This window comes from Luteimonas sp. gir, from assembly GCF_037198055.1.
GTDB classification, from domain to species: Bacteria; Pseudomonadota; Gammaproteobacteria; order Xanthomonadales; family Xanthomonadaceae; genus Luteimonas; species Luteimonas citri_A.
Genome location: NZ_JBBAXQ010000004.1, coordinates 125,614 through 151,670 on the forward strand (window position 1 = coordinate 125,614; position 26,057 = coordinate 151,670).

At 65.2% G+C, this 26,057-nt stretch carries 19 protein-coding genes; 13 read left to right on the forward strand and 6 right to left on the reverse strand.

The annotated features are described in order from the left end of the window. Positions 1–3 precede the first annotated feature (3 nt). From WAF18_RS08255 to arsH, 5 genes are all read right to left on the reverse strand, one after another. A complete protein-coding gene (locus tag WAF18_RS08255) occupies positions 4–921 on the reverse strand; it encodes an RHS repeat-associated core domain-containing protein (protein WP_337244669.1) in 918 nt (305 codons plus the stop codon). Beyond that, positions 918–5,339 (reverse strand): wall-associated protein, encoded by a 4,422-nt coding sequence (locus tag WAF18_RS08260; RefSeq protein ID WP_337244670.1) that lies wholly within the window; start codon positions 5,337–5,339, stop codon positions 918–920. The genes WAF18_RS08255 and WAF18_RS08260 overlap by 4 nt, the downstream gene beginning before the upstream one ends. Before the next feature lie 94 nt (positions 5,340–5,433). Further along, entirely contained in the window at positions 5,434–7,368 is a 1,935-nt protein-coding gene (locus tag WAF18_RS08265) for a hypothetical protein (RefSeq protein WP_337244671.1), read from the reverse strand. A gap of 835 nt (positions 7,369–8,203) precedes the next feature. Further along, positions 8,204–8,362: a hypothetical protein gene (locus tag WAF18_RS08270; protein WP_337244672.1), complete on the reverse strand. Its 159-nt coding sequence runs from the start codon at positions 8,360–8,362 to the stop codon at positions 8,204–8,206. 235 nt (positions 8,363–8,597) lie between these two features. Next, the gene (gene arsH, locus WAF18_RS08275) at positions 8,598–9,329 is read right to left on the reverse strand and encodes an arsenical resistance protein ArsH (RefSeq protein WP_337244673.1); all 732 of its coding nucleotides are present in this window, start codon (positions 9,327–9,329) and stop codon (positions 8,598–8,600) included. A gap of 17 nt (positions 9,330–9,346) precedes the next feature. Here arsH and WAF18_RS08280 point away from each other — a divergent pair, with 17 nt between their 5' ends. The 13 genes from WAF18_RS08280 to WAF18_RS08340 all read left to right on the forward strand — a co-directional run bounded on the left by WAF18_RS08280 (position 9,347) and on the right by WAF18_RS08340 (position 23,980). Then, positions 9,347–9,679: a metalloregulator ArsR/SmtB family transcription factor gene (locus WAF18_RS08280; RefSeq protein ID WP_337244674.1), complete on the forward strand. Its 333-nt coding sequence runs from the start codon at positions 9,347–9,349 to the stop codon at positions 9,677–9,679. Between the two features lie 54 nt (positions 9,680–9,733). Beyond that, positions 9,734–10,246 (forward strand): arsenate reductase ArsC, encoded by a 513-nt coding sequence (locus WAF18_RS08285; protein WP_337244675.1) that lies wholly within the window; start codon positions 9,734–9,736, stop codon positions 10,244–10,246. Positions 10,247–10,259: 13 nt separating this feature from the next. Next, the gene (gene arsB, locus WAF18_RS08290) at positions 10,260–11,315 is read left to right on the forward strand and encodes an ACR3 family arsenite efflux transporter (RefSeq protein WP_337244747.1); all 1,056 of its coding nucleotides are present in this window, start codon (positions 10,260–10,262) and stop codon (positions 11,313–11,315) included. 221 nt (positions 11,316–11,536) lie between these two features. Further along, on the forward strand, positions 11,537–13,015 hold the full coding sequence (locus WAF18_RS08295) for a SulP family inorganic anion transporter (RefSeq protein ID WP_337244676.1): 1,479 nt from the start codon (positions 11,537–11,539) through the stop codon (positions 13,013–13,015). 165 nt (positions 13,016–13,180) lie between these two features. Beyond that, complete coding sequence (locus WAF18_RS08300; protein WP_337244677.1) at positions 13,181–13,648, forward strand: DUF2946 family protein; 468 nt, start codon at positions 13,181–13,183, stop codon at positions 13,646–13,648. 41 nt (positions 13,649–13,689) lie between these two features. After that, positions 13,690–15,816, forward strand: a complete 2,127-nt coding sequence (locus WAF18_RS08305; protein WP_337244678.1) for a TonB-dependent receptor — start codon at positions 13,690–13,692, stop codon at positions 15,814–15,816. A gap of 1 nt (position 15,817) precedes the next feature. Next, on the forward strand, positions 15,818–17,251 hold the full coding sequence (locus tag WAF18_RS08310) for a PepSY domain-containing protein (RefSeq protein WP_337244679.1): 1,434 nt from the start codon (positions 15,818–15,820) through the stop codon (positions 17,249–17,251). Further along, positions 17,208–19,433: a TonB-dependent siderophore receptor gene (locus WAF18_RS08315; RefSeq protein WP_337244680.1), complete on the forward strand. Its 2,226-nt coding sequence runs from the start codon at positions 17,208–17,210 to the stop codon at positions 19,431–19,433. The genes WAF18_RS08310 and WAF18_RS08315 overlap by 44 nt, the downstream gene beginning before the upstream one ends. A gap of 2 nt (positions 19,434–19,435) precedes the next feature. Continuing rightward, on the forward strand, positions 19,436–20,386 hold the full coding sequence (locus WAF18_RS08320) for an alpha/beta hydrolase (RefSeq protein WP_337244681.1): 951 nt from the start codon (positions 19,436–19,438) through the stop codon (positions 20,384–20,386). 195 nt (positions 20,387–20,581) lie between these two features. After that, positions 20,582–21,205 carry a GntR family transcriptional regulator gene (locus WAF18_RS08325; protein WP_337244682.1) on the forward strand — a complete coding sequence of 208 codons (624 nt, stop codon included), beginning with the start codon at positions 20,582–20,584 and terminating at the stop codon, positions 21,203–21,205. Between the two features lie 163 nt (positions 21,206–21,368). Next, positions 21,369–21,512, forward strand: a complete 144-nt coding sequence (locus WAF18_RS08330) for a benenodin family lasso peptide (RefSeq protein ID WP_337244683.1) — start codon at positions 21,369–21,371, stop codon at positions 21,510–21,512. Between the two features lie 48 nt (positions 21,513–21,560). Continuing rightward, the gene (locus tag WAF18_RS08335; RefSeq protein ID WP_337244684.1) at positions 21,561–22,241 is read left to right on the forward strand and encodes a lasso peptide biosynthesis B2 protein; all 681 of its coding nucleotides are present in this window, start codon (positions 21,561–21,563) and stop codon (positions 22,239–22,241) included. Continuing rightward, positions 22,241–23,980 carry an asparagine synthase C-terminal domain-containing protein gene (locus WAF18_RS08340; protein ID WP_337244685.1) on the forward strand — a complete coding sequence of 580 codons (1,740 nt, stop codon included), beginning with the start codon at positions 22,241–22,243 and terminating at the stop codon, positions 23,978–23,980. The genes WAF18_RS08335 and WAF18_RS08340 overlap by 1 nt, the downstream gene beginning before the upstream one ends. On the opposite strand, the gene WAF18_RS08345 is transcribed toward WAF18_RS08340, so the two are convergent. After that, positions 23,977–26,055: an Atxe2 family lasso peptide isopeptidase gene (locus WAF18_RS08345; RefSeq protein ID WP_337244686.1), complete on the reverse strand. Its 2,079-nt coding sequence runs from the start codon at positions 26,053–26,055 to the stop codon at positions 23,977–23,979. The genes WAF18_RS08340 and WAF18_RS08345 overlap by 4 nt on opposite strands. Positions 26,056–26,057 lie beyond the last annotated feature (2 nt).

The window sequence follows — 26,057 nt, forward strand, 5'->3', positions numbered from 1 at the left end:
CATTCACCTTCTTGTTTCATCGCGCGGATGTGGCTTTGGTGCATCAGAGAATCTCCCATTACATTCCCGGCAAGCATGTGCTGCGTTATCAGGCGAGTTGTCTCCCCCACGAGAGCGAGGTTCAATATGGTCTGTAACGCCCTCGTTCTTGGGCGGAGTAACGCCACGCTCGGACCTTTTAGCCTGAACGGTGTCAACACCGCAATACTCACACTTGCGTTCAGCACGATCTGCTGCAAATCGCTTCGTTGAACGAGAGAACCTTCCACTAGGCGTGTATCTGCCTTTGGTTACAACGCCGACCATCGCATTAGCGGCTGCGCCAGCAACTGCTGCGCCGGAGTAGTCGCCTGTGTCAACGAACTCCCCTGCCGCCAACCCCATCGCAGCGCCTTGCTCTGCGATACTTCCTTCCGTTGTCGCAGCTGCCTCACCACCAGCCCAGATGCGTAGCTTGTCCGGATCATTCCGCAGCATGTACGCGACTGCTGCGCCATAGACGCGATCCGCTGATTCACGCCCGTCAGGATCGGTGAATCTGTACGGATTGTTCTTGGCGTACTGATAGCGATTAAACATCGCAACAGGGCTGCTGTGCGCCGTCACCGGATCAGCGCTCAAGAACCTTCCGATCCCCGGATCGTAATAGCGCTGCTGCATGTACGTCAGCCCGGTCGCAGCATCCTGAACATGCCCGGTGTAGCCCGGCCCATCTTGAACAGTCGGGGCGAGCTGCTGGCCGTACGGCTCGTACTCGCGTCGCGACACCACCTGACCTGCGGAGTCGCTCTCGGCGACGATGCTGCCCAGCGCATCGGTATGCACGTAGTAGATCGTCTGTGCGGCTGCCGCGTGACATAAGCAGAGCAATCCGAGCAGCCAAACGCCGTGGAAGCGGCTCCAGAACTTGCGTGCGCTCATGACGATCCCTCCGAAGTTTCTCCATCTGTCCCCAATGACGCCCTAGGCCCGCCTGGACTGCCTGGATCCGTTGGTGAGGGCGTCATTCCCTGCACAGTCGCCGGCTCCGACCACGGGGCGCACCCGGCGGGGTTGCAGTAGCGAACTCGATACCGGATATCGCCGTATGGGCTGCGACCTGAAACCGTATAGCTGTTCTGCGTGCCTCGGTAGATGCTGCTCCAGCTGCCACCAGCGACCTGCTCCTCCAGCTCATAGTTGAAGCCGGAGCTCCCGCTCGCTATCGAAGTCCAGGTAACAATAAATGGCGTCGCACTACGCACTTCCGGTGCGCTCACAACGGGACTATCAAATGTCAGAACCGTGACGACCTTCGTGCTCGACCAATCACCGCACCCATGAGCACTGCATGCACGAGCGCGGTATCGGTATGTGCCACTGTCCTTTCCACTGAGGGACTTCTGTCGCAGCCCCCCCTCGTAGATTGCAGTCCAGCCAGAAGTATCTGTCTGCTCTTCAAGCTGGTACCGCGTCGCCCCTGTCGATGCGGTCCAACTCACAGAGTAGCTGCCAGTGTTACTGGTGGCCGGCACAGTCAGCGTGGGCGCGGGCGGCGGCAGCAGCACGGTGATTGTGCCTTCCGCAGACCAGGCTCCACACTCCGTAGCGCAGCCACGCACCCGGTAGGCATAGGTGCCGTTAGCGCGACCGGAATGGGTTTGGCTGGTGTCGGCTCCCGAATAGATCTGCGTCCAGCTGTCCGAGCCAACGCGCTCTTGCAACTCGTACCGGGTCGCCCCTGTCGATGCGGTCCAGCTCACTGAGTAGGCGCCAGTGTTGCTGGTGCTCGGCACTGCCAGCGTGGGCGCGGGCGGCGGCAACAGCACGGTGATCGCGCCTTCCGCAGACCAGGCCCCGCACTCCGCAGCACAGCCACGCACGCGGTACGCGTACGTGCCGTTAGCGCGACCGGAACGCGTTTGGCTGGTATTGGTTCCCGAGTAAAGCTGCGCCCAGCTTCCCGAGCCAACCCGCTCTTGCAGCTCATACCGCGTCGCCGCCGTCGACGCGGTCCAACTCACCGAGTAAGTGCCCGTGTTGCTGGAGGCTGGCACGGTCAACGTGGGCGCAGGCGGCGGACGCAGCACGGTGATCGTGCCTTCCGCAGACCAGGCCCCGCACTCCGTAGAACAGCCACGCACGCGGTACGCGTACGTGCCGTTAGCGCGACCGGAACGCGTTTGGCTGGTGCCGGCTCCCGAATAGATCTGAGCCCAGTTGCCCAAGCCCACGCGCTCTTGCAGTTCGTACCGCGTTGCAGCCGCCGATGCGGTCCAACTCACCGAGTAAGTGCCCGTGTTGCTGGAGGCTGGCACGGTCAACGTGGGCGCAGGCGGCGGAAGCAGCACAGTGATCGCGCCCTCCGCAGACCAGGCCCCGCACTCCGTAGCACAGCCACGCACCCGGTACGCGTACGCGCCGTTAGCGCGGCCGGAACGCGTTTGGCTGGTATTGGTTCCCGAATAGATCTGCGCCCAGTTCCCCGAGCCAACACGCTCTTGCAGCTCATAGCGGGCCGCCGCTGTTGATGCGGTCCAACTCACCGAGTAGCTGCCACTGTTACTGGTGGCCGGCACTGTCAGGGTGGGCGCAGGCGGCGGGAGCAGCACTGTAATCGTGCCTTCCGCAGACCAAGATCCACACGCCTCCGCGCAGCCCCGCACGCGGTAGGTGTACGTGCCATTCGCACGGCCGGAGCGCGCCTGACTGGTGCTGGTTCCCGAGTAGATCTGAGCCCAACTGCCCGAGCCAATGCGCTCCTGGAGCTCATAGCGCTGGACGCGTGCCGTCGTGCTCCAGCTGACCGCGTAGTTCCCAGTACTGCTAGTCGCCGGAACAGTCAGTATTGGAGCGGCCGGCGGGGGAAGCGCGATCTCAAGCCAGCCCTCGTTCGACCACTGCCCACAGACAGCCGCGCAGGCACGCACGCGATAGCCGTACGTGCCCGCCGACCGGCTGAGGTCAACACTCAGGGCAGCACTGTCGGCGATCTTGGTCCACGGCCCGTTCCCCTTCCACTCCTCGAGCTCATAGCGCGATGCAAGCGGGACCGAGCTCCAGCTCACAGTGAACTGCCCGCTCGAGCTGTTCGCCGGCACCGCCAGCTGTGGCGTGCTCGGCGGAATGTGGGTCTCGATGCGTGCAACCTGGCTACCGGCAAGATAGACGTACTCGTTGGTGACGCCACGATGCTCGTCCCTCTGGTAGCGCAGCACCCCGTCATGTCCATAGATCGAGTAGATGCCCTTGCCGCCGCGGATGGACTGCACGCGACGGCCATGGCCGTCATACCGGTAGTCCTCGACGCCCGCCACGGATCGCAACCGATTGCCATAGTCGAACTGATACGTCCGACCATCCTTCGATGCGAGGTTGCCCTGGGCATCGTAAGCCAGGGAAGAGACCACGCCACCGCCTGGGCCACGTAGCGCACTCAGCCTATTCTTCGCATCGTAGGCATAGGTCAGCTGGCGGCTTCGAGGTCCGGCACTGACACTCATCGAGGTGATGTTCTCGAGTGCGTCGTAGGCGTACTTCGCCGTCCCGAACATCGGCGAGACGGTTTGAACAAGGCGGTCCAAGGCGTCGTACTGCATGGTGCGGTCACCGCGGCCTCCCGGCCGGCCGTCGCTGATCGCCGCGACGTTTCCGTGGCCGTCGTAATCCAGGCTGTCGTCGTGCAAGGTCGTTCCCGCGATCACGTCCCGGCTACGCTCGGGAAGCCCGCGCGCATTCTGCGTCGATGTATGCGTGGCGCCATTTCCGTAGGCGAACTGCTTCAGCCCACCGTTCGGGTAATAGCTCGCACCGAGCGCAAAGGCACCGGCGCGAGTGGCCTGGCCCAATGCGTTCGGCGCGTATTCGATGCTGCGACCTGTCAACGAGTGCGTGCTGGTCGCGAGATGCCCGTGAGGATCGAACCCATAGCCAATGCCCCACTGGATATCACCGACACCCACAGCTTCGCCAACGACCATGCCGAGTTCGTTATGCGTATACACCGTGGTTGCCAGGCTCCCCTCGGCGTTTCGCACCAGCGTCTGCGCCAGTAGGCCCGTCGGCGTGTACCAGTTGTCGGTGTTGCCAAGCCCGTCCGGGAACCGAACGGACAACACACGATTCCGTGCGTCGTAGGTACGGTCGACACGTCGCCCACCGCTCTGCGCTTGCGCCAGGTTGCATTGCCCGGGATCCGTCAGTTCGTGATGCCCGGCTGCGGACCAAGCGAGATTGCCGGCGCCGTCATACGCCATGACCGTTGCACCGACTTCCGGCTCGATACTCTTACAAAGCTGCTGATGGGCGTCATACACATAGCGACGCACGGCAGAGATGCTGCCCGACGCATTGCGCTTACGAATGAGCCGGACCTTGCCGAAGACATCGCGCTCGATATCGAGCGACGATTGCTCCGGTCGTCCAGCTGCCTGGTCGATAATGATCGGAAGATCGTAGCTGGGCTCGTCCCAGGCTTGGTACCGCGTCAACGTCTGAGTCCCTTTCGGGCTCGTGGCCCTGGTAAGCAGGCCTCCGAGATATTCCGTCCTTGTCGTCAGCAGCCCGTTCTCGCTGTCGTCCGACACGGACGTGACCCGCCCCAATGGGTCGTACTCTGTCCAAGTACCAGTCGCCGGATGACTGACGGCGCCGGGATAGGACGCGAATGTCGTTCTGCCCGCATGGTCGTACGCATATCGCTGGAAACGCTGCGTTCCCGCCTCGTTGGTGGCGTCATACTCACGCACCAGCAGCGGCCGCCACAGGGCGTCAAAGTAGGTCAGCTTTCGGGCGTTTCCTCTTGAGACAGCCTGCCGCCAGTGGCCTGCGGGGATCCCATACTCGGCACTACCGACCTGCTGGAACGTCTGCGTGGTGCGGTGCCAAGCCACGCCACCACTTGAGGATGGATAGGCAATGCCGGAGATCCTGCCCATCGCGTCGTAACTATAGCTTGTGGCGAAGCCGTTCTCGTCGGTGACCCGCGTGATCCAGCCGTCATTGCTGATAGTTGCCGACTGCGTTGCACCGTCCGGATGAGCGATCCTTCCCGGAATGCCGCGATGCCATCCGCTAAGCGACGTGAGGTGCCCGTTCCCATCCTCAACCGTGGCCACGGTCCCGTCTCCGTGATACCCCAGGACATGGAGCGTCCGGCCAAAACTCTTGACATGTACAGGGCGTGCATTCGAGTCGTAACTTGTTTCCGACACGACGATGCCATTGACTTCTTCCTTAGCCACCCGCCCCAGGATCCACTTGGCAGTATCGTCGCGATAACTGATGGACTCGGTACGCGTGAAGCTCTGAGCATGCGCCAAGCAGGGCAAGCAGATCAGGGCTCCCAGCCAGATTCGCAAGCAGCACCTACTGATACTTCCCATAGAACTCCCTTTCCGTTCAACGCCGGCAGCGATTGAGCGCCCAGCACCATTGACCAACTGCACCGCAACCTTAGTTTTCATCTATCGTTTGGCCGGGAGGCTGAGCGGCCGGTGTCGACCCCGCTTGCTGCATAGATGAGCTCGCGATTGGGCCACTCGACTTGGTGACACTGAGTGGGCGAGCGAAATGATCGAACGCATTTGCGCGCCAGGAAAAGGTGACTCCTCCCTGCGTTGTGCGCCTCTCCCGCACGGGCCGATTCTTCAAAGACGACGGATCAGCACCCAAAATCGATGTTTCCCCGTAGACACTTGGGAACGGCATCGACTGCTGCTCGGCGTCTGTCACATAATCAATCTCCTGGGCCTGATACACCGAACCCGCGCCATCGCGCACCCTTGTTCCCAGAAGACGGCCATCGTTGGACTGATAGAGCACACCGAACAGGCTCTCCTCGACATGGCCGTCGGGTCGCGTAACGGAAACTGTCTTGAAGCTTTGGCAGTTGCTACACGGGAGCACCGCGTTCCAAGGCAGTCGGCCACCCGTGACACTGCCGTAGTCATACTGCCATGTCATCGAAGACAGTCCGGGGCCCTCGATACGCTTACTGAGCAAGCTCAGGTTATCGAAGTAGTTTGGGACAGCGAGCGCGTGTGTCCTCCCGCCCCCCACCTGAATTGGGATTTCCTGCCAATTTGGTACCAGCGCATAACAGGTGTCTGGAACGCCACTTCGGAGATGCCGGAGATACCTGAATCGAAAGCTCCCCGTGGCACCCGACGGATGCACAAGGTCAAGCCCAACGTCGTTGTTAGATCTCAGCAACGGCGCTGGACAGTTTGGATTGACATTAGCCGTTCCAGCGAGCTTGGGCGACTCCAGGCTGCCCAGATAGCTCATGCGCCAACTCGACCCATCAGGAAGCACCACGCTTGTCAGCAGCGCCTCCCGCAGATTGTTGAATCCCTGCCCTGGCTCTGGCTTGAGATAGTGATACTGCCAAGACCGGCCATTCGCAGTGGCGCGAACGATCTCCTTGCCATCGTAGAAGAGATCAATCTTTCGCCCGTCACTCGCGGTGATCGAGCTCAGTTTCCCAGATGCATAGTCGAAGGCCACCCAGTTCCCATGCACATCTTCGATCCTACTGGGAAGAAGAAGTACCTTGACCCGCATTACGTAGTACGCCCTGCCTCCGTCCATGATGGGCGCTAAGCGCTCCAAGCCGATGTCAAATGTGTAACGAACGCCCTCTGGCGAGATTGCGACGAACGCCTCGCCAGCGTAGCCGTTCTTCATCGATGGCAGGCAGGCAAATCGATAGCCCTCCCGCGTCCCCCAGGTCCTGCTGGCTCCTTGGGGAACCGGATGGACATCGCTAAGCCAGAGGACCTCCTGCTGTCCGACGCCCGGAATATAGAGGTGGTTGCCAGACCAAACCTCCAGAATCTCTGCAGCTGGATCTGTACGCGGATACCAGGCTTGCGAGCATCTTGCAGTGCTACCGTTGGCAGCCACGTTCCATTTGAAATTGACATCGAACACGCCCGACATATGCGGGATGTCGAGATCCCAAATGCCGAATCCACCAACGCTCTCCATCCATTCTCGAGACTCGATCTTCAAGCGCCTGCCCAGCCTCACCGGCAGCGCACTGTTGCCTGGAATATCGATATCGACGGCAGAGAACTCGCTTTCTCCGTTATAGAGACTGGTACTGTCACCGAAAATATCTCCGCCCAGCGGCGCCACCATCTCGGCGGAATTCACAAGCTTCGAGTACTCCTGGTACGGCGTGACGGCGCCTTGCTGTGCCAACCCTGCGATAGGTACCAAGCCCAGGCTCAAGACCACTGCATGACAGAAGCGACGAGAAAGCGAATCGACCCGGATCCTGCGCCCAAGGATCAGTCCACGACAATGAGAGTGTGCGATGGTATTGCAGTATCCGTTCTCGCGGATTGAAAAAACACGGGCGCGCGACAGATGCTTGAACTCCATTTCCCCTTCCCTGATCTATGCGATTTTATGATGGACAGAACATTAGGATCTGTCGAAACGACTCGTGCGAAATCGGAACTCAAGTTCCGCCCCATTGCCGTAACCGCATAATCCTAGAATTACGCGCGGCGGCATGGCATCGCTGGTGATCGTCACCGGCAATCAGACCAAGCTGGATTAGGGGAATCCCACAAATCCCAGGCTACCGGGCGCGCGACCCAGAGGACGTGGGCTGCTGACGCGAGTGATCGCAGTTGGGCGCATAGGCGACAGCGATAGGCTGACAAGTAGTGTCAATCCCGTGCACGCCCTTCTCCACGAGCGCTCCGGCGGAAACCAAAGCGCAAGACGGAACTGTCCGGACACGCGTGCGCCCGAATTCAATACACATTCTTATTCCCCCTGTAACGCAAGTAGCCAGGCCCGAAGAATGCTCTCCAGCATCCGGACGGCAGGCGACGCGAACTTCTGGCAGCGCCATGCACATGAACATTAACAGATCTTCACGCCGCTGAACTGGGCGGCGTTGTAGGAATTCCCCTAATCGGCTGTAGGTAAATTCCTACCCCCCTACTTGCCGCTCACCCGACTTCCTCATGCTGCGGAGGCCCGTACGGATGCAGCTTGGCTGCAACACGCACGCGACAACGAGGCAACACAGACTTAAGGAAGTGCAGCCACAGCTATGGCGCGCGGGATTGCATTTGAATCAGCGTCATTGTCGACGCCAACCCAGCGCGCTTGGCCGGTCATATCACCGCCGCCACTCAAGCTGCACCTCAGCCTGACCCAGGCCGGAACAAGGATCACGACCGAGGTGGTGCCAACTGGCGCGTCACCCCTCGCCCGCCTCCCGCTGCCGCTCCAGCGCATCCTTCTTCTCCTGCTCGTCCTTCTTCGCCTGGTCGTGGTGCCACTTGATGGCGTAGAACATGCCGACACCGAGGACGACGACCTTGAAGATGATGAAGACGATGGGGAACCAGTCGTACATGGGAGGATGTCCAGGTCTCGATGCCACCTGGGTAAGGCGCGGATTCGCGCCTCGTCTTGCCGCGTCAGCGGCGCGGTGGCATCGCAAGGTCGTATTTTAGGCCACCCGTCTCGCGCCTTCGCGCGACAGTTTGTCGCACCTTGCGTGCTGCTTCAGCCAAGCGTCGGCGCACCGCCGCATGCCCAGTCGTTTGCTGGGCCAGTCGATCGGCGCCTCGGCGGCGTCGACGCCGCGACTACTCCACCACGCCCGCCGCAGCTGCGATACGACGCGCCTCTGCGGCTCCCTTTCGCTCGCTGTAACGGTCCACCAGGTAATCGCTGCGCCCGCGGACGAGCAGGGTGAACTTCATCAGTTCTTCCATTACATCGACAACGCGGTCGTAATAGGGCGAGGGCTTCATGCGTCCGCGCTCGTCGAACTCTTGCCAGGCCTTGGCCACCGAGGACTGGTTGGGAATGGCGACCATCCGCATCCATCGGCCCAGCACGCGCAGCGTGTTGACGACATTGAAGGACTGGGACCCGCCACAGACCTGCATCACCGCCAGTGTCCGACCTTGCGTGGGGCGCACACTGCCGTCCTCCAGCGGCAACCAATCGATCTGGTTCTTGAATACCCCGGTGACGGTCCCGTGGCGCTCAGGCGAGACCCAGACGTGGCCCTCCGACCATTGCGACCACGCGCGAAGCTGCTGCACCTTGGGGTGGAGGCTGTCGACGCCGTCCAGGATTGGCAGATCATGCGGGTCGAACACACGGGTTTCGGCACCAAGGTGCTGCAGGATCCGCTCAGCCTCCAACGCGAGCTTTCGGCTGAACGACTGCGGTCGGAGCGAGCCGTACAGGATCAGGATGCGGGGTGGGTGCGTGCTGTCGGCGCCCAGCACCTTGTGCCGGGGGGGCGGCAGCAGGCCAACGTCCAGATGGTCAGGAAGATCGAACGGGGATTGCTCGGGCTCATTCATTCCACTATTCTAGAAAAATGGAAACAAAAGATGCAATCGCCTCCTTGACCGCCCTGGGCCACGCGACCCGGCTTGCCGCATTCCGTTTGCTGGTCGAGGCCGGTCCGGCCGGCCGCATGGCAGGCGAGATCGGCGAGGCCCTGGGCGTCCCCGGCGCCACGCTGTCCTTCCACTTGAAGGAGCTGGTGCATGCCGGCCTGGTGGAGAGCGAAAACCAAGGGCGCTACGTCTGCTATCGCGCGAACTTCCAGGCCATGAACGGCTTGGTCGAGTACCTCACCCACAACTGCTGCGCCGGTTCGACCAGCGCCGCGTGCACGCCGCCCTCCGATCCCGCATGCGGCTGCTGACCAGGCGGCCACCTCCCTGTCGCCCACCGCCTTCCCGCCAACGACCCCGCCACCATGACCCACAACGTCCTTTTCCTGTGCACCGGCAACAGTGCCCGCAGCGTCCTGGCCGAAGCCACGCTGCGCGCATGGGCCGGCAACCGATTCAAGGTGTTCAGCGCCGGCAGCCAGCCGACCGGCACCGTCAACCCCTTCGCCCTGGCACAACTGCAGGCCGAAGGCATGTCCACCGCTGGGCTTCGCAGCAAGTCCTGGGACGAATTCACCACGCCCGACGCGCCGCCCATGGATCTGGTCGTAACCGTATGCGACTCGGCCGCGGCCGAGGCCTGCCCGGTGGTATTCGGAGATTTCCTGCGGACGCACTGGGGGCTGCCGGACCCTGCGGCGGTCGAAGGCAGCGATGCGGACCGCGCGGCGGCGTTCCGGCAAGCGCATCGGACCATCCAGGCGCGCCTGATGGCGTTCCTGGCCCTGCCCGCTGCGGTATGGCAGGACCGAAACCAGCTCAAGACAGCCCTGGACAAGATCGGTTTCGTCGACGCGGACGAGGCGGGCCATGCGTGACGCCGCGCCGCGCATGGGCCTCTTCGAGCGCTACCTGACCCTGTGGGTTGCCCTGTGCATTGTGGTGGGTACCTTGCTGGGGCATCAGTTCCCGGCCGGATTCGCCCAGCTGGGGCGCGTCGAGTGGGCCCAGGTGAACCTGCCGGTCGCATTGCTCATCTGGGTGATGATCGTGCCGATGCTGATGAAGATCGACTTCGGCGCGCTGCGGCAGGTCGGTCAGCACTGGCGCGGTATCGGTGTCACGCTGTTCATCAACTGGGCGATCAAGCCCTTTTCGATGGCGCTGCTGGGCTGGTTCTTCCTGCGCCACGTCTTCGCCCCGTCGCTGCCAGCCGACCAGGTGGACGCCTATATTGCCGGCCTGATCCTGCTGGCTGCGGCGCCATGCACGGCGATGGTCTTCGTCTGGAGCAACCTGTGCCGCGGCGATGCCGCCTTCACACTGAGCCAGGTGGCCTTGAACGACGCCATCATGGTCGTGGCGTTCGCGCCGCTGGTCGCGCTTCTGCTAGGCATCTCCTCGATCACGGTGCCCTGGGCCACGCTGGCGATCTCGGTCGGCTTGTACATCATCGTGCCGGTGGTCATGGCCACAGCGCTGCGCGCGTGGTTGATGCACCGCGGCGGCCAAGCCCGTCTGGACACTTGGCTGGCCAAGCTGGGGCCCCTCTCGCTTGCCGCACTGCTGCTGATGCTGGTGCTGTTGTTCGGCTATCAGGGCGAACAGATCCTGGCGCAGCCTCTGATCATTGCGATGCTGGCAGTGCCGATCCTGATCCAGGTGTACTTCAACTCGGGGTTGGCCTACCTGCTCAATCGCCGGCTCGGCGTGGCCCACTGCGTCGCCGGGCCGTCGGCGCTGATCGGCGCGAGCAACTTCTTCGAACTGGCCGTGGCCACGGCAGTGAGCGTCTTCGGGGTGCATTCCGGCGCGACCCTGGCCACGGTGGTCGGCGTGTTGATCGAAGTGCCGGTCATGCTCTCGGTGGTGCGCATCGTCAACCGGAGCAAGGCTTGGTACGAACGGCCCGGAGCGGTGCTGGCGGCGAACGACCGCACGCGCTGAAACTACCGCCGGGCCGCTGCTGCACGCATGACGCGCTTGCCGCACTTGCGCGCCCAGCAGTAGACTGCGCGCGCTTTCCTGCGACGCGATCCCCGCGAATGACTCCGCCCTGACACCTCGTTCGAGCTTTGCATCGCAGCCGCCACGCGGCTGGAGGGTCTTGTGCCAATCCTTTTGATCCAGGCGCGCGCCGGCCATTGCCGATGCGTGCGGAGCCATTCATGTCTGCGTCCTATTCCCTGCGCGAGCAGTGGTTCGGCAATGTCCGCGGCGACATCCTCTCGGGCCTGCTTGTCGCGCTTGCGCTCATTCCCGAAGCCATCGCGTTCTCCCTCATTGCCGGCGTCGATCCGAAGATCGGCCTGTATGCATCGTTCTGCATTGCACTGGTAACCGCCATCGCAGGTGGGCGGCCGGGCATGATTTCCGCCGCAACCGGCGCCATGGCGCTGCTCATGGTGGACCTGGTGAAGGACCACGGCCTGCAGTATCTGTTCGCGGCGACCATCCTGGCCGGCCTGCTCCAGCTGCTGGCAGCGGCCCTTCGCCTGAACACGCTGATGCGCTTCGTGTCGCGGTCGGTCGTGATCGGCTTCGTCAATGCGCTGGCGATCCTGATCTTCCTCGCGCAGCTGCCGGAGTTGATCGGGATGCCTTGGCCCGTCTTCGCCGTCTGTGCCGCCGGCCTGGCCATCATCTATCTGCTGCCGCGTCTGACGCGGGCCGTCCCCTCACCGCTGGTGGCCATCGTGGTGCTCACTTTCGTGTGCGCATGGCTGGGCGTGGACATCCGCACAGTGGGCGACATGGGCAAGCTGCCCGACAGCCTGCCGACCTTCTTCGTGCCCGACATCCCGTGGTCGTGGGCAACGTTGCAGATCCTGCTTCCCGTCTCCGCCACGCTGGCCGTGGTGGGGTTGCTGGAATCGCTGATGACCGCCCAGATCGTCGAGGACATGACCGACACGCCCACCGACAGGCGGCGCGAGTGCGCCGGCCAGGGCCTGGCGAACGTGGCGACGGGTTTCCTGGGCGGCATGGCCGGGTGCGCCATGATCGGCCAGTCGGTGATCAACATCACATCCGGCGGCCGAGGCCGGCTGTCGTGTCTGGTCGCGGGCGTGGTGCTGCTGGTGCTGGTCGTCTACGCCTCGCCGTGGGTCTCGATGATCCCCATGGCCGCGCTGGTCGCGGTCATGATCATGGTGAGTATCGGCACGTTCCACTGGAAGAGCTTTTCGGAGCTCAAGACGCACCCGAAGGGCGCGAATCTGGTGATGATCGGGACGGTCATCGTCACCGTGGCCACGCACGACCTGGCCAAGGGCGTGCTGACCGGTGTGCTGCTCACCGCGCTCAACTTCACCCGCCGCGTCAGCGCCCTGCTCTCGGTCAGCAAGGAGGAGACTGCAGACGGCGGGCAGCGCTATCGCGTGTCCGGGCAGGTGTTCTTCGCATCGGCGGTGCAGTTCGTCAACAGCTTCGATTACCTGCATACCAAGCCCAAGGTGACCATCGATCTGACGCATAGCCACTTCTGGGACCCGAGCGCCGTGGCCGCACTGGACCGGGTCGTCCTGAAGCTCAGACGGCATGGCGCCGATGTGGAGATCGTTGGGCTCAACGCGGCCAGCGAATCGATCGTGGATCGACTCGGCACGCATCGCGATCCGTCGTCGCCCCTGACGTCCTGCCACTAGGCTGCGGCCCGCAGGCCTCCCCGTGCATATCCGCGCTTCCGGCGGCGAAGCGCTCGCGATTGCGCACGCCCCCGGTGCGACACAAGGTCGCACTGGGGCCGTCAGCCGGCGCGCCCTACAATGCACCGGGTGCGCCCTTTGCCCTTGCACCGCAGCTTCACCATCTTGGCGATCATCGCCATGCTGCTCATTGTGGTCGCCCCATTCGTGAGCCGGTGGATCGCGCACTGCGGGGCCGGCACGCACGGCCAACAGGTGCACGCGGTCGAGCACAACGCGGTGATGCAGGACGATCACAGCGGCAAGCATCACCGCCACGGCGGTGGCAACGCGCATGAAATGGCAGGGTCGGGCGGCCGCCCCCAGCATGCGATGGCCGAAACGCCCGCCGCCCACGGCCCGCACGACGACAGCAGTCCGACCGACAAGGACCGCCATGCCGACCATGACATGGGCGTTGACTGCTGCGAGTACTGCCTGATCGCAGCGCGCATGGTCATTCTGCTGGTGGCGCTGCTGATCGCATTGATCGGCTGGCGCCCACCACGCTACGCGCGCGTCTGGTCGCTGCATGGGGGCGCCGGCATCACCGTCGGGCACCTCGGAGCCCGCGGGCCGCCACTGCGCGCCTGATGGTCCGCGCCACAGCGCGGATGGCCTCCTGATATCGCCCCATGCCCGCGCGTACTTGCGCGGGCGTGCCGACGTTCCTCAATTCCGCACCAACCGGCATGCACCGGATGGTGCCGCTTGCCGTGACCATGACCCAGAAACCGACCCACACCTCGCTCTTCCTCAGCCTGGCCACTGCGCTTGGCTTCCTGTCCTGTCTGCCCACCAGCGCGTATGCGCAGGACGGCACCGCACTCACCCTCGGCACCGTCCAGGTGACGACCGAAGGCGCCCGAGAGCGCAATGCCCACTCGATATTCAGCTCTGTCGACGTCATCGGCGGCGACCTGCTGCAATCCCAGCGCGTTGAACACAGCTGGGAACTGTTGATGAACGCCCCCGGCGTGCAGGTGACCCAGTTCAAGATGGGCACCGATGCCGGACGGTTCTCGTTTCGTGGCTTCAACGGAGAAGGCCGCATCAACGCCGTCAAACTTCTGATCGATGGCATCCCCAGCAACGACAACGCGGGCGGCATGCCCTACCTGGATGCGGTGTGGCCCCTGGACATCACCGCCGTGCAGATCGTGCGCGGCACCAACGATGCGCGTTATGGGCTCAATGCCATTGCCGGCGACGTCAATGTCTTTACCCGCGAGGGCGGGAATGACGGCCAGCTCAGCGTGACCGCGGGCAGCTTCGGCACGCTGGATGTGCAGTTGGCCAAGGGGTTCGAGCAGGGCCCCTGGACGCAGAACTACTTCGTGGGTTGGCGTCAGTCGGATGGCGAGCGCGATCATGCCGATGCGACCCAGCGCAGCTTCGCGGGCAAATGGTTCTATACCGCCACCGACGACGCCTGGCGCGCCGGTCTGACGACCCGCTACTACAAGAATGCGGCGCTGGAGGCCGGCTACCTGAGCTATCCGGAGATCCGCTCCGATCCGAAGCAGTCCCCTGACTACGCCAAGGATGACCGCAGCGAACGCGAGACCCGGCAGACCGCGCTGCACGCCGACGGCCGCATCGGCGCGGCGTGGACCTGGGCCGGCAAGGCCTATCAGAACGACTACCGCAACCAGCGCTGGGTCACCTTCACCGAGGGTGGCGCGCAGCAAGAACGGCGCAACGACGAAACCCATCGCGGCCTGATCCTCAATGCCACCTGGCGCCCGGACACCGCGCTTGCCGAGTTGGTGATGGACATCGGCATGGACGGCCAATGGCAGGACAACACTGCCCAGCGCTTCCGCACCGTGCGGCGACAGCGGCAAACCACGCTGCGCGACTGGGAGTTCGACCTCGATACCCGGGGGGCTTACGTGCAGGCCGTGATCCGCCCGATCGACCGGCTGAAGCTGGTGCCCGCCTACCGCGTGGACCGCATCTACGGTCACTTCACCGACGTGGCGGCCGGCACCACGGCACCGGTCTACGACTACGGGCTGATCAAGCAACCCAAGTTCAGTGCCTCGTATGCCCTCAGCGAAGCGGTGGTGGCCTATGCCAACTGGGGGCGCACGTTCCAGATCGGCGCCGGCAATGCCGCCTATCGCACACAGACAGGCAACCTGGCGCCGTCCATCAACGAAGGCTGGGAAGCAGGACTGAAGTGGTCCCCGGCTGCGCATCTGCAGACCCGCATCGCGATCTGGGAACAGACCGCGTCGGACGAAGTGGCGACCATCCTGGGCGTCAACGGAACGGTCGGCAGCAACGAGGTCGGCAATGTCGGCCAGACCCGGCGCCGCGGCTGGGATCTGCAGGCCAACTGGCAACCTGCCGCGTACTGGCGCGCCTGGGCCTCGTACTCGCGGCAAAAGGCGACCATCGAAGTACCCGATCCCAGCGCACCGGCGACGGCCGGACGGCAGATCGAGAACGTGCCCAACTGGCTGGCCAGCGCAGGCGTGGAATTCACTCCAACCGACGACTGGAGCTTCAGCGCCTGGGGCAACGGCCAAGGCGATTACTACGTGGAGCGCACCAACACGCTGGGGCGTTACGGCGGCTATGCACTGCTCAACCTGAGCGCCGCGTACCGGCTCGACACGCGCAACCAACTGGCGCTGCAGCTGAAGAACGCCACCGATCGCGCCTATCTGTACGCCTGGTACGACAGCGGCGCATCGGGCTACTCACCCGGCGATGGCCGCGCGCTCTACCTGACCTGGACCCGGGAGCTGTGAGATGACGGCCACTGCCACACCGCCCCCTGTGGACCGCCTGCGCTTCTACCGTGCGGTGTGGCGGTGGCATTTCTACGCGGGGCTGTTCGTCCTGCCTTTCATCGCCTGGCTGGCGCTGACCGGCGCGGTCTACCTCTACCAGAAGCCGATCGATCGCTGGATTCACCACGGATTGAAAGTGGTGGAGGCGGGCAGCGTGAGCAGGGCGCTGCCCAGCGCCCATATCGCCGCCGTGCGCACGGCGACCCAAGGCGAGGTCTTTCGCTACAGCACCCCGGAGCGTGCCGACAGCAGTGCGGAGATCGGCGTCATCGAGGCGGATGGACGCCGAGCGGTGTACTACGTGGCGCCTGCGACATCGCAGGTGCTGGGTCACCTGCCTGAGAAGGGGACGTTCTCCGGTGTCGTCCGGCGTCTGCACAGCCTGGATCTGCTGGGCCGCTACGCCAGCGCACTGATCGAAATCGCCGCCGGCTGGGCCATCCTGCTCGTGGTGACCGGCGTCTACCTGTGGTGGCCGCGCGGGCAGAAGGGCGGCGTGACCACCGTGCGCGGGCAGCCGGGCCAACGCCTCTTCTGGCGGGACCTGCACGCGCTGACCGGCGTAGGGGTGGGCCTGGTGCTGCTGTTCCTCGCGCTGACCGGCATGCCGTGGTCGGTGGTATGGGGCAAGCAGGTCAACATCTGGGCCAATGGACACGACAACGGTTATCCAGCGGGTGTGCGCGTGGACGTGCCGATGTCGCACCAGCGTCTGGCCGACACCACCGTCCCTACCTGGTCGATGCAGCAGGCCCACTTGCCCGTCTCCGATGCATCGCATGCCCAGCACACGGCGCGGCCCGGCAATGACGGCCACGAGGGACATGCGGGGCACGACGTCAACGCTCTGGGGGAACTGACACCGCAGCCGGGTGCCATCGGCATCGATGCCGCCATCCAGACATTCGAGCGCCTGGGCCTGGCGCCCGGCTACAGCGTCAGCCTGCCCCGCGGCGCGCTCGGGGTCTACAGCGCATCGGTCTATCCCGAAGCACTGGCCCAGCAGCGCGTCGTGCATCTGGACCAGTACAGCGGCAAGGTCCTGCTGGACATGCACTACGCGGACTACGGCCCACTGGGACGGGCGCTGGAATGGGGCATCAACGTGCACCTCGGGCAGGAGTACGGCACGGCCAACCGTCTGGTCCTCCTGATCGCCTGCATGGCGATCGTGCTGCTGTGCGTCAGTGGCGCGGTGATGTGGTGGAAGCGACGTCCACGGGGCGGCCTGGGGGTGCCTCCACTGCCACGACAGGGCCGCAGCGTTGCCTGCGTGTTCGCACTGCTGTGCCTCGGCGGCCTGCTCTTTCCGCTGGTGGGCGCATCCCTGCTGCTGGTGGGACTTCTCGATGCCCTCGCCACTCGGGGCTGGCGCTCGCCGCCGGCCTCCTGATGCGCGCGGACTTCCTCACCTTCATCGAATCTGGAAACTTGCCATGACCCACAAGACCCTGAGCCGCGCCGCCATTGCACTGGCACTGGCGTGCGCGGCGCCGGCGGCCTTCGCCGAAGGCGATGAAGCGCCACTTGCGCCGCGTGCACCGGACGATGCGCCCAGCTGGACGCTGCCCCCCGTGCAGGTGACTGCCAATCGCGGCGGCTATACCGCCCCCTCCACCTCCGCAGCCACCCGCACCGAAACGCCCCTCACCGAAGTGCCGCAATCGGTGCAGATCATCACCAGCACCCTGCTGCGCGAACAGGACCGGCGTACGCTCGGCGATGCGCTGGTCAACGTCTCGGGGGTCACACCCACACGCTCGGACGAGACCCTGTTCATTCCGCCGATCGTGCGCGGCTTTCCGGCCGAGGTCTATCTCGATGGCCTGCCGCTGTTTGCAGGCAACCAGCAGGCCTACGACCCGCCGGGCCTGGTGGGGGTTTCCACGATCAGTGTGCTCAAGGGCCCGAGCGCAACGCGCTACGGCGGCGGCCTGGGCACCCCGCTGGGCGGCGTCATCGGCATCGAGAGCAAGCGCCCCGAACCAACAGCGGCAGGCGGCAGCGTCGCCCTGCGCGGGGGCAGTTTCTCCACCTGGAACCCCTATGCGGACATCAACCTCCCGCTGTCGCCCAGCATCGCCGCACGGATCAGCGCCGAATACCAGAAGAACGACAGCTGGATCGATCAAGTCCACGGCGAGCACGGGTCGCTGCAGCCCAGCCTTGCGATACGGACGGGCGAGGACACCGAACTGCTGCTGCAGGGCCAGTTCAACCGCCGCCGCGGGCTTGAATACTCGGGCCTGCCTGCCGACGCGGCACTGGCTGGCATGCTGGACCGCAACGCCTTCCCCGGCTCGCCGGAAGGCCAGCCACTGACCAGCAACGACAGCAAGATGGGCACGGCCACCTTGCGGCACGCGTTCACCGACCGCGTGGACCTGACCGTCACAGCCCGCTACTTTCGCGGCAAGGTCGATGAAAGCGGCAGTTTCGTCTTCCCCGGGCTAGCGCCAACGGCCACGATGGCCCCCGAATACGACGTCTTCCCGATCACCATGGTGAACCGCACGAAGGAAGCGACGCTCGATGCCAACCTCGCGGTCAAGGCGGACATGCTCGGCGGCGAGCACACGCTGCTGGCTGGTCTCAATTACGACCGGACCCGTTTCTACAGCGGCATGGGGCTGTTCGTCAGCGACAGCCCCGCCGGCACGATCAACCTCGCCGATCCCCGCTACACCCTGCGCTACACCGCGCAGCTGCCGGTCAACGCCTACACCGATGACCGCTTCACGACGGTGGCCGGCTACCTCCAGGATCAGGCCACCTACGGCCGCCTGCACCTGACCGGCGCGCTGCGACTGACCTCACTGAAGTTCGTGGAGAACAGCAACATCGGGGTCGCCAACGACAAGACCTTCCGTCACCTGTCGCCGCACGTCGGAGCCACGTACGACCTTGCGCCCGGCATCGCCCTGTTTGCAGGCTATGCCACGGCCTTCCGCGCGCCCTTCGGCTTCATGGGCCTTGCCACGCCCGAGCCGGAAACCTCCACCAATGTGGAAGGCGGCCTGAAGCTCGCACTGCCCACCAGCGGCCTGTCGGGCACCATCGCGGTGTTCCGGCAGACGCGCGAAGAGGTGGCGGTCTCCGACCCGGACAACGTCGGCTTCTCCATCCAGAGCGGGCGCCAGCGCGCCCGCGGCCTGGAGGTGGACATGGTGTGGGAGCCGACCCCCGCGTTCTCCCTTCTGGCCAATTACGCGCACACCAGCACCCGCGATGACGGGCTCGCGCCGGGCGACCGCGTGGCCCGCGTGCCCGACCACAGCGGGCGTGTTGCCGCACGTTATCGCCTGCTGGACGGCCCCGCCAAGGGATTGGCCTTCGGCGCGGGCGTGACCGCTGTCAGCGCGCGGGAGCTGACACTGCCCAACACCGTGGCTGTGCCCGGCTATGCCGTGTTCGACGCACAGGCGTCGTACGATTTTGGACAGGTCACGCTCGGGCTCTCGCTGGTGAACCTCACCGGCCGGAAGGCATGGGATCCGCATTCCTACATGGGCTATCCGGTGGTGGCGCCCAACCAGCCACGCTCGGCGTTCGTCACCCTCAGCATGGAGCTGTGATGATGGCCACACTGAAACACCGACTGGCCGCGGCGGGCCTGATCGCAGCCGCCACATGGGTGTGCCAGCCCGCTGCCGCACAGGCGCCCAGCGCGGGGGGCGAGATCATCCCGCTGTACCCGCCCGGAAGCCTGCAACCGCTGGACGTGCAGGAGCTGCGCGACACGCTCGAGACCGGCGAGACGCTGATCTATGACGTAAGCGAACCCACGCTGGAGATGTACCGCCCCGCGCCCGAGCGACGGAATGGAACAGCCGTGATCGTGGTGCCCGGCGGAGGCTTCGTCGCCCTGGGCTACGTCCGAACCGGCACGGAAGTGGCCCGCGCGCTGGCCGCGCGCGGGATCACGGCCTTCGTGCTCAAGCACCGCACGGTGCGCAGCGGGGAGGGCCCGATGCGTATGCCAGCGGTGCATATGGAAGAGATGGCACGGGTGATGTCGCGGGCCAGCACGGGCATTCCCATCGAACTGCCCCCGTTTGCCGGCGAACCCAAGGCCGTGGAGGATGGCGAACGCGCCATGACACTGGTGCGGCAACGCGCACATGCGTGGGGGATCGCACCCGACAAGGTGGGCGTGCTGGGCTTTTCCAGCGGCGCCTATCTCGCCGCGGACCTGGCCATCGGCCCCGCATCATCGCGCCCGGACTTCGTCGGCTTGATGTACGGCGGTCTGCGCCTGCCTGTACCTGCCGATGCCGCGCCCGCGTTCATCGCCGGCGCCGCCGACGATGCCTACCAACCAGACGACCCGCTCCTGCTCTACAGCGCATGGCGACGCGCAGGCGCCCCCGCAGAGTTGCATCTGTATGCGCGGGGCGGACACGGCTTTGACCTGCATGCCCAGGGAACGACCAGCGATCTGTGGTTCAACCAGTTCGTCGCGTGGATACAGACGCGCGAACCAGAGCCCGACACTGACCTGCCGCAGCGCCGGCCCCCCCGTCGGTAAGCGCGGCATGACAGGCCAGCGGCAGGCCGACAGCGTCTCGGCCTGCCGCATCACACTACGCAGCGATCTGTCGCAGGCGCACGCCGCAACGCACTGCCTTTCGAATCCGCGGCCCCGGTCACAGATCGCACGCATCACCAGGCTGTAGTAATTTCCTCACAGGAACACAGTTCTACGCCGACATGGAGTTCTGCGATGAACGCGATGCACACCAAGAGCGCGTTTCTGTTCGAACGCATCCGACGCGTGCTGCGGGAAGGCCGCTACCTGCCAGGCCAGCACATCGAGCCGCTTGCACTGGCACGCGAGTTCAAGACCAGCGTGACGCCTGTCCGCTATGCGCTCCATCAACTGGCGGGCGCGGATCTGATCGAGATGCATCCGCGCGGTGGCTTCCATGTGCCGATGCTCTTCGAGTCCGCCCTGGAGGGACGCTACGCGTGGCTGGAACGCCTGCTCCTCGATGCCATCGACGGAGGCAGCGCAGCGCGCACAGCCGCCGAACTGCCCGCCGCTCCTGATCCCACCGCCATTCCGGACGCAGCCTGGGCGCTATTCAATGCGATCGCAGACGCCACCGACTACGAAGAGCTGTGCACGGCGCTCAAACGCACCAACGACCAGCTCGCGCCAGTGCGCCATGCCAAACACGCCTTGCTCGACGATGCCCACGACGAACTGAGCGCGTTGTACCGGCATTGGGCAGCGCGGGACGTCGCCTCCCTCAAGGCCGGCGTGCGCGCCTACCACCAGCGTCGCATCGCCATGGTGCCGAGGATCGTCTCGCATCTGAGTCAGAAACGGGCCAAGACGCACTGACTGACTGCGGCCCTTGCGTCATGCACCACAGCAGCGTTCGCGACCGCTGTCACAAAGCGGGAAGTATCAACTCTGCATCAATCAAATATTATTTGAGCATCACCGCATTGGGCTCCTAGCTTGAAGCCGCCATGGATGTCCATGGCTTAGCAAGGAGACCGTCATGAGCACCACCGACAACACCCGCACCCAGGTGCAGGACGATGTGATCGAGCTCGGCGTTGCGAGCGTCGAGACGCAGGGCGGCGCGTTCAACCCCGGCGAAGTGATGGGGCTGAACATCACGCCGGGAATCTCCGAGGAGTGAGCAGCCGGGGCGCGCCGAAAGGCGCGCCTCGCACCCCGAGGTGCCGTCATGCGCTACGGACTCCGCGAAGGCCTGTCGTTCTGCCGCGTCGACGATGGCCTTATCTTCCTGGACCTCGAAGCCGATCGCTACTTCCGGCTGGGTTCTCGGCTCGAGCAGGCGCTTCTCCAGCATCTGGAGGGCAGCAGCCATTGCGCCACCGGCCTGGAAGCGCTTCTTCAGCGCAACATTCTGGTGCCCGCACACATAGGCGCAGACGCCACGCTCGAAGCAGCCGTGACAGCGCCCTCGCAAAGCCTTGTCGAACACACCCCGGCCTTATCCGGCGGCAAGCAGACGGCACTGCTGGAAGTCCTCGCCATCGTCTGTCGCGTGCAGGTGCAGCTGAAGACGCGCGCGCTCGGTCGCCTGCTGGGTGACATGGCCACCTATCGCGATCGCCGAGTCTCGAGCGCGCCCGGAGACCATGACCAGGCGTCGGATCCCGACATGGTGCAGGCAGTGCAACGCTTCCGGCGCACGCGGCCATACGTCCCGATCAACACCTGCTGCCTGCTGGATTCCGTCTCTCTGGTCTTCTTCCTCGCCCGGCGCCGACTCCGGGCGTCCCTCGTTTTCGGCGTGACGAACAGGCCGTTCGCGGCCCACTGTTGGGTCCAGAACGGCGACTGGGTGCTCAACGACACCGTGGGCAATGCGCTCGCGCACACGCCGATCCGGGTGATCTGATGGGCTACCGCTACCTGGGCCTCCTGCCGATCGAGCCTTCACGGAACGGGATCGCGCTATCGCCCGAGCAGTCCGCTTCCCTATGTGCCCAAGGCATGCGACAGGTCGATGCCCCCTGGCCGATGACACTCTTCGTCGGCGAGGAAACCCCCGCCCTCCCTGTACCAGCCGGCGTCGTGGTCGGCCACGTGTTCTCGCGCGACGGCGCCCAGCTCGAAGCAAACACATTCGCCAGCACCGCCGGCCCGCGCACGCTCGACGACCACCTGCTGACTCAGTGCTGGGGCGAGTACCTGCTGATCCGCCGCGCCGCGCCGCCTGCACAAGGGGTGACGCTGTTGCGCGAACCATCCGGCGGCGTGCCCTGCTTCTACTTCAGCGGGGAACGCGTGACAGTCGTGACATCCGATGTCTCGCTCGCCAGCAGTCTTGGGCTCTACCGCCGGCAGATCGACTGGAACGTCATCGCATGGCTGCTGGCGTATACCCACGTCAACACAGCGGAAACGCCCCTCGACGGGGTCAAGGAGCTATTGCCAGGATGCGCACTCACGCTCCATGACCGGACTGCCACCGTGGTGCCCGCTTGGTCGCCCTGGCGATTCGCGCAGGCGCCGCATCGGCATCACAGCCCCGAGCGTGCAGCTTCGGCGATCGGCACCGCCGTCCGCACCGTAGTCGAGACCTGGGCCCGCATCGACAAGGCCGTGCTCATGGAATTGTCCGGCGGCCTGGACTCGTCCATCGTGGCTGCGTGCCTGAAGGGCGACTCGGCAAACGTCACCTGCAGCACCTTGGTGACGCCGGTGCCCGGCGCCGACGAGCGCCGATACGCGCAGCCCGTCGCGGACATGCTCGGTACGCAACTGCATACCACCATGCTCGACATCGATGAAGTCAGCATCGACTTCGACCTGCCAGTCCAGACCGCAAGGCCGCGCGTCTCGGTCCTGCAGCAGGCAGCGAACACGGCCATGACCGCGGTGGCGACCAGCCAAGGCGCCAACAGCTTCTTCTCCGGTGGTGGCGGCGACACCGTGTTCTGCTACTCGTCGGGCGCGGTGCCCGCAGCCGATGCTTTCAAGGAGCGCGGCGTCCGGGCAGGCGTGCGCGCTATCCGCGATTTGTCCGCGTTGCACGACTGTACCTATTGGAAGGCCGGCCGATTGACCCTCAAGAAGCTGGCGCGTGGCGCACGCACGCCATGCAAGCCGAACCCCATGTTCCTGGATGCATCCGCGGTGTCACCCTCACCGCCGGTCCATCCCTGGTTCGCACGGCCCAATGGCGCGTTGCCCGGCGACCTGGAGCGCATCGCCGAACTCGCGGGCACGCAGGTCTTCCGCGAAGGCGCCCCGCGCGGTGCGACCCGCTGGCTCCGGCTTCCCCTGCTCTCCCAGCCAGTCGTCGAAGCCTGCCTCCAGGCACCGACATGGATGTGGATCGCCGGCGGCAGGAACCGCGCCCTGGCGCGCGACGCGTTTGCCGACCGGCTACCGCGTGCGGTGCTGGAGCGCCGCAGCAAGGGCACCTTCGTCAGCTACTCCGGCGCGATCTACCAGCGCAAAAGGCGCGAAATGCGTGCCTACCTGATGGAGGGCCACCTACGCCGCCAAGGTCTGCTGGACGCCCGCGTCCTGGAGGCGTTCTTCGCGACGAACCTGCATCCGCGCGACACCGCGTTCATGCGGATCTTCGACCTGTGTATGGTCGAAAACTGGCTGCGGCACCCGCGTTAGCGAGTCCCACCTTCGGGCTCTGCGCCAGCCAAGCCGGCACGCATCGCTCGCCAACTCGCGTACTGCCCCACCTTGGACGGGTGCCCGTCCTCGTGCCCCTGCAGCCAGAAGCGGAACCAGTCGAGATTGCGCTCATAGGCGGCCAGCTTGTGCCGCGGCTGGAACTTCTGGTGCGTTTCGTTGGGAAACACATACAGGTCCGCGCGCCCCTGCCGGACCAGCGGCAGCGAAACGCCCAAGGCATAGAGGTATTCCTGCTCGGGCATCTGGAACAGCACCGGCGCCCGGATGCGCTCGACCTGATAGGCCGGCGACAGCAAGCGCCAGCGTTCGGGCGTCTCGTCCGGCGCGCCCAGGCCCCAGGCATTCTTCATTTCCGCGAAGAACGCATCGCTGCGCAGTGCGTTGAACAGGTGGTAGTTGGGCTCCACCGTCGGCGATGTCACCGAGACCGCCGCCAGCACATCGGTCTGGATGGCCGCCCACAGCGCGACCTCGCTGCCGAAGCTCAACCCGCCCATGCCCACCTTGGCCGGATCGATCCGGCCCGCCGCAGCAAGCTGCGCTACCGCCGCGGTCACACCGGCGACGCCGCGGCCGTACCGTTGCACCGCGTCGAACACGTAGCCCGGCGGGTCGTTGATGCACAACGCGGCAATCCCTCGCTCCGCCAGGCTGGCCAACGGCCACTCGTCCCCTACGCCACCGCGCAGGAAGCCGGCGCAGTTGTAGTAGGTGACGAACAGCGGCGGCGGGGCTCCGCCGATGGCGCGGGGCGGGAGGAACTGCCCTGTGTACGTCTGCCCGTCCGCACTCTCCCAGCGCAGCAACTCGGCCGGCGGCACTGCGGACAACGCGTCCGCCAGGGCCACATTCGGTTCGAACAGCACCTCGCGCCGCCCGCTCTCCAGGTCGACGCGCTCCAGCCGTGGCGGGCGGTCGGGCTCGGCGATGACGCAGGCCATCGCGTCGGCCGACACGCCGCAAGGGCGCCCGCTACGGCCACCACCGATGGTGCCGCGCGTGGTTACCACGGGATCGACAGCGCCAGTGCGCACATTCCAGCGATGGATGGACTGCGCCAGCCCCTGCAGCGGATCGGTGACGGTAAACAACACCTCGTCGCTCTGCGGCCGCCACTGCAACGCGCCAATCGCCTTGTCCACGCACGCGCCAGCCGTACAAGGCACAGCCCGACGTGCGGCCTGTCCGGGCAACATCGCCATGGCGCTATGGAGCCCGTGGCGGAAGCCGGGCGGCGGCGCCGAGCGCGTCAATATCGCCAAGCGCTTGCCGTTCGGCTCGGCCGCCAAGGCCCAGGGCGGTGGCAACGCAGCGTCCAGGTCGGAGATCGCAGGCGGCATCGGCGGCCGCTCTGCCGCCGGTGCGTCACGGACCTCCAGGGTGACGAGATCCACCACCTTCCAGCGATCCGGCGCATCCGCCAGCAGCGGCGCGCGACCGAACCACATGCCGGCATAGCGCTGCGTGGCCCACCGCCCCTCGATATTGATGGAGCGGAACAGCCCCTGGCCAATGGGCACATCGCCATCGATGCGAATGCCGCGGTCGTACTCAAGCTGTTCGGCGTCGGCAACCGCCTCGCGCGTCGCACCGACACGGTAGAACAGGCGCCGGCCATCCGCATCCAGCACGTAGCCGCGCACATCGGCCGCGTCATGGGTGACGCGCTCGGCGAGCGACCCATCTGCCGCCGCACGCCAGACATCGATCCTGCCCTCCAGCAACGCCGTGTAGTACAGCCAACGCCCATCGGGCGACCAACTCGCCGCAACCGGCACCGCCACCCCGGCCACATCGCGCAACGGGACACCGCCGTCCGCCACGCGGCGCGGCGGTTGCCCGCCCGCCATCGCCTGCACGTACCACGCCGAGTCGTAGCTGTTTCGCTCGATGGACGCCTGCTCCACCCGGAAGGCCACCTGCCGGCCATCGGGCGAGACGACCGGCGGGCCGAAGTCCACGACCTCCAGCAACTGACGCGGCGGAATGGACCGCGCATGCGCAGCGATGCCGGCCTGCATCAGCAAACCGCCCACCACCAGCGCACGCATCC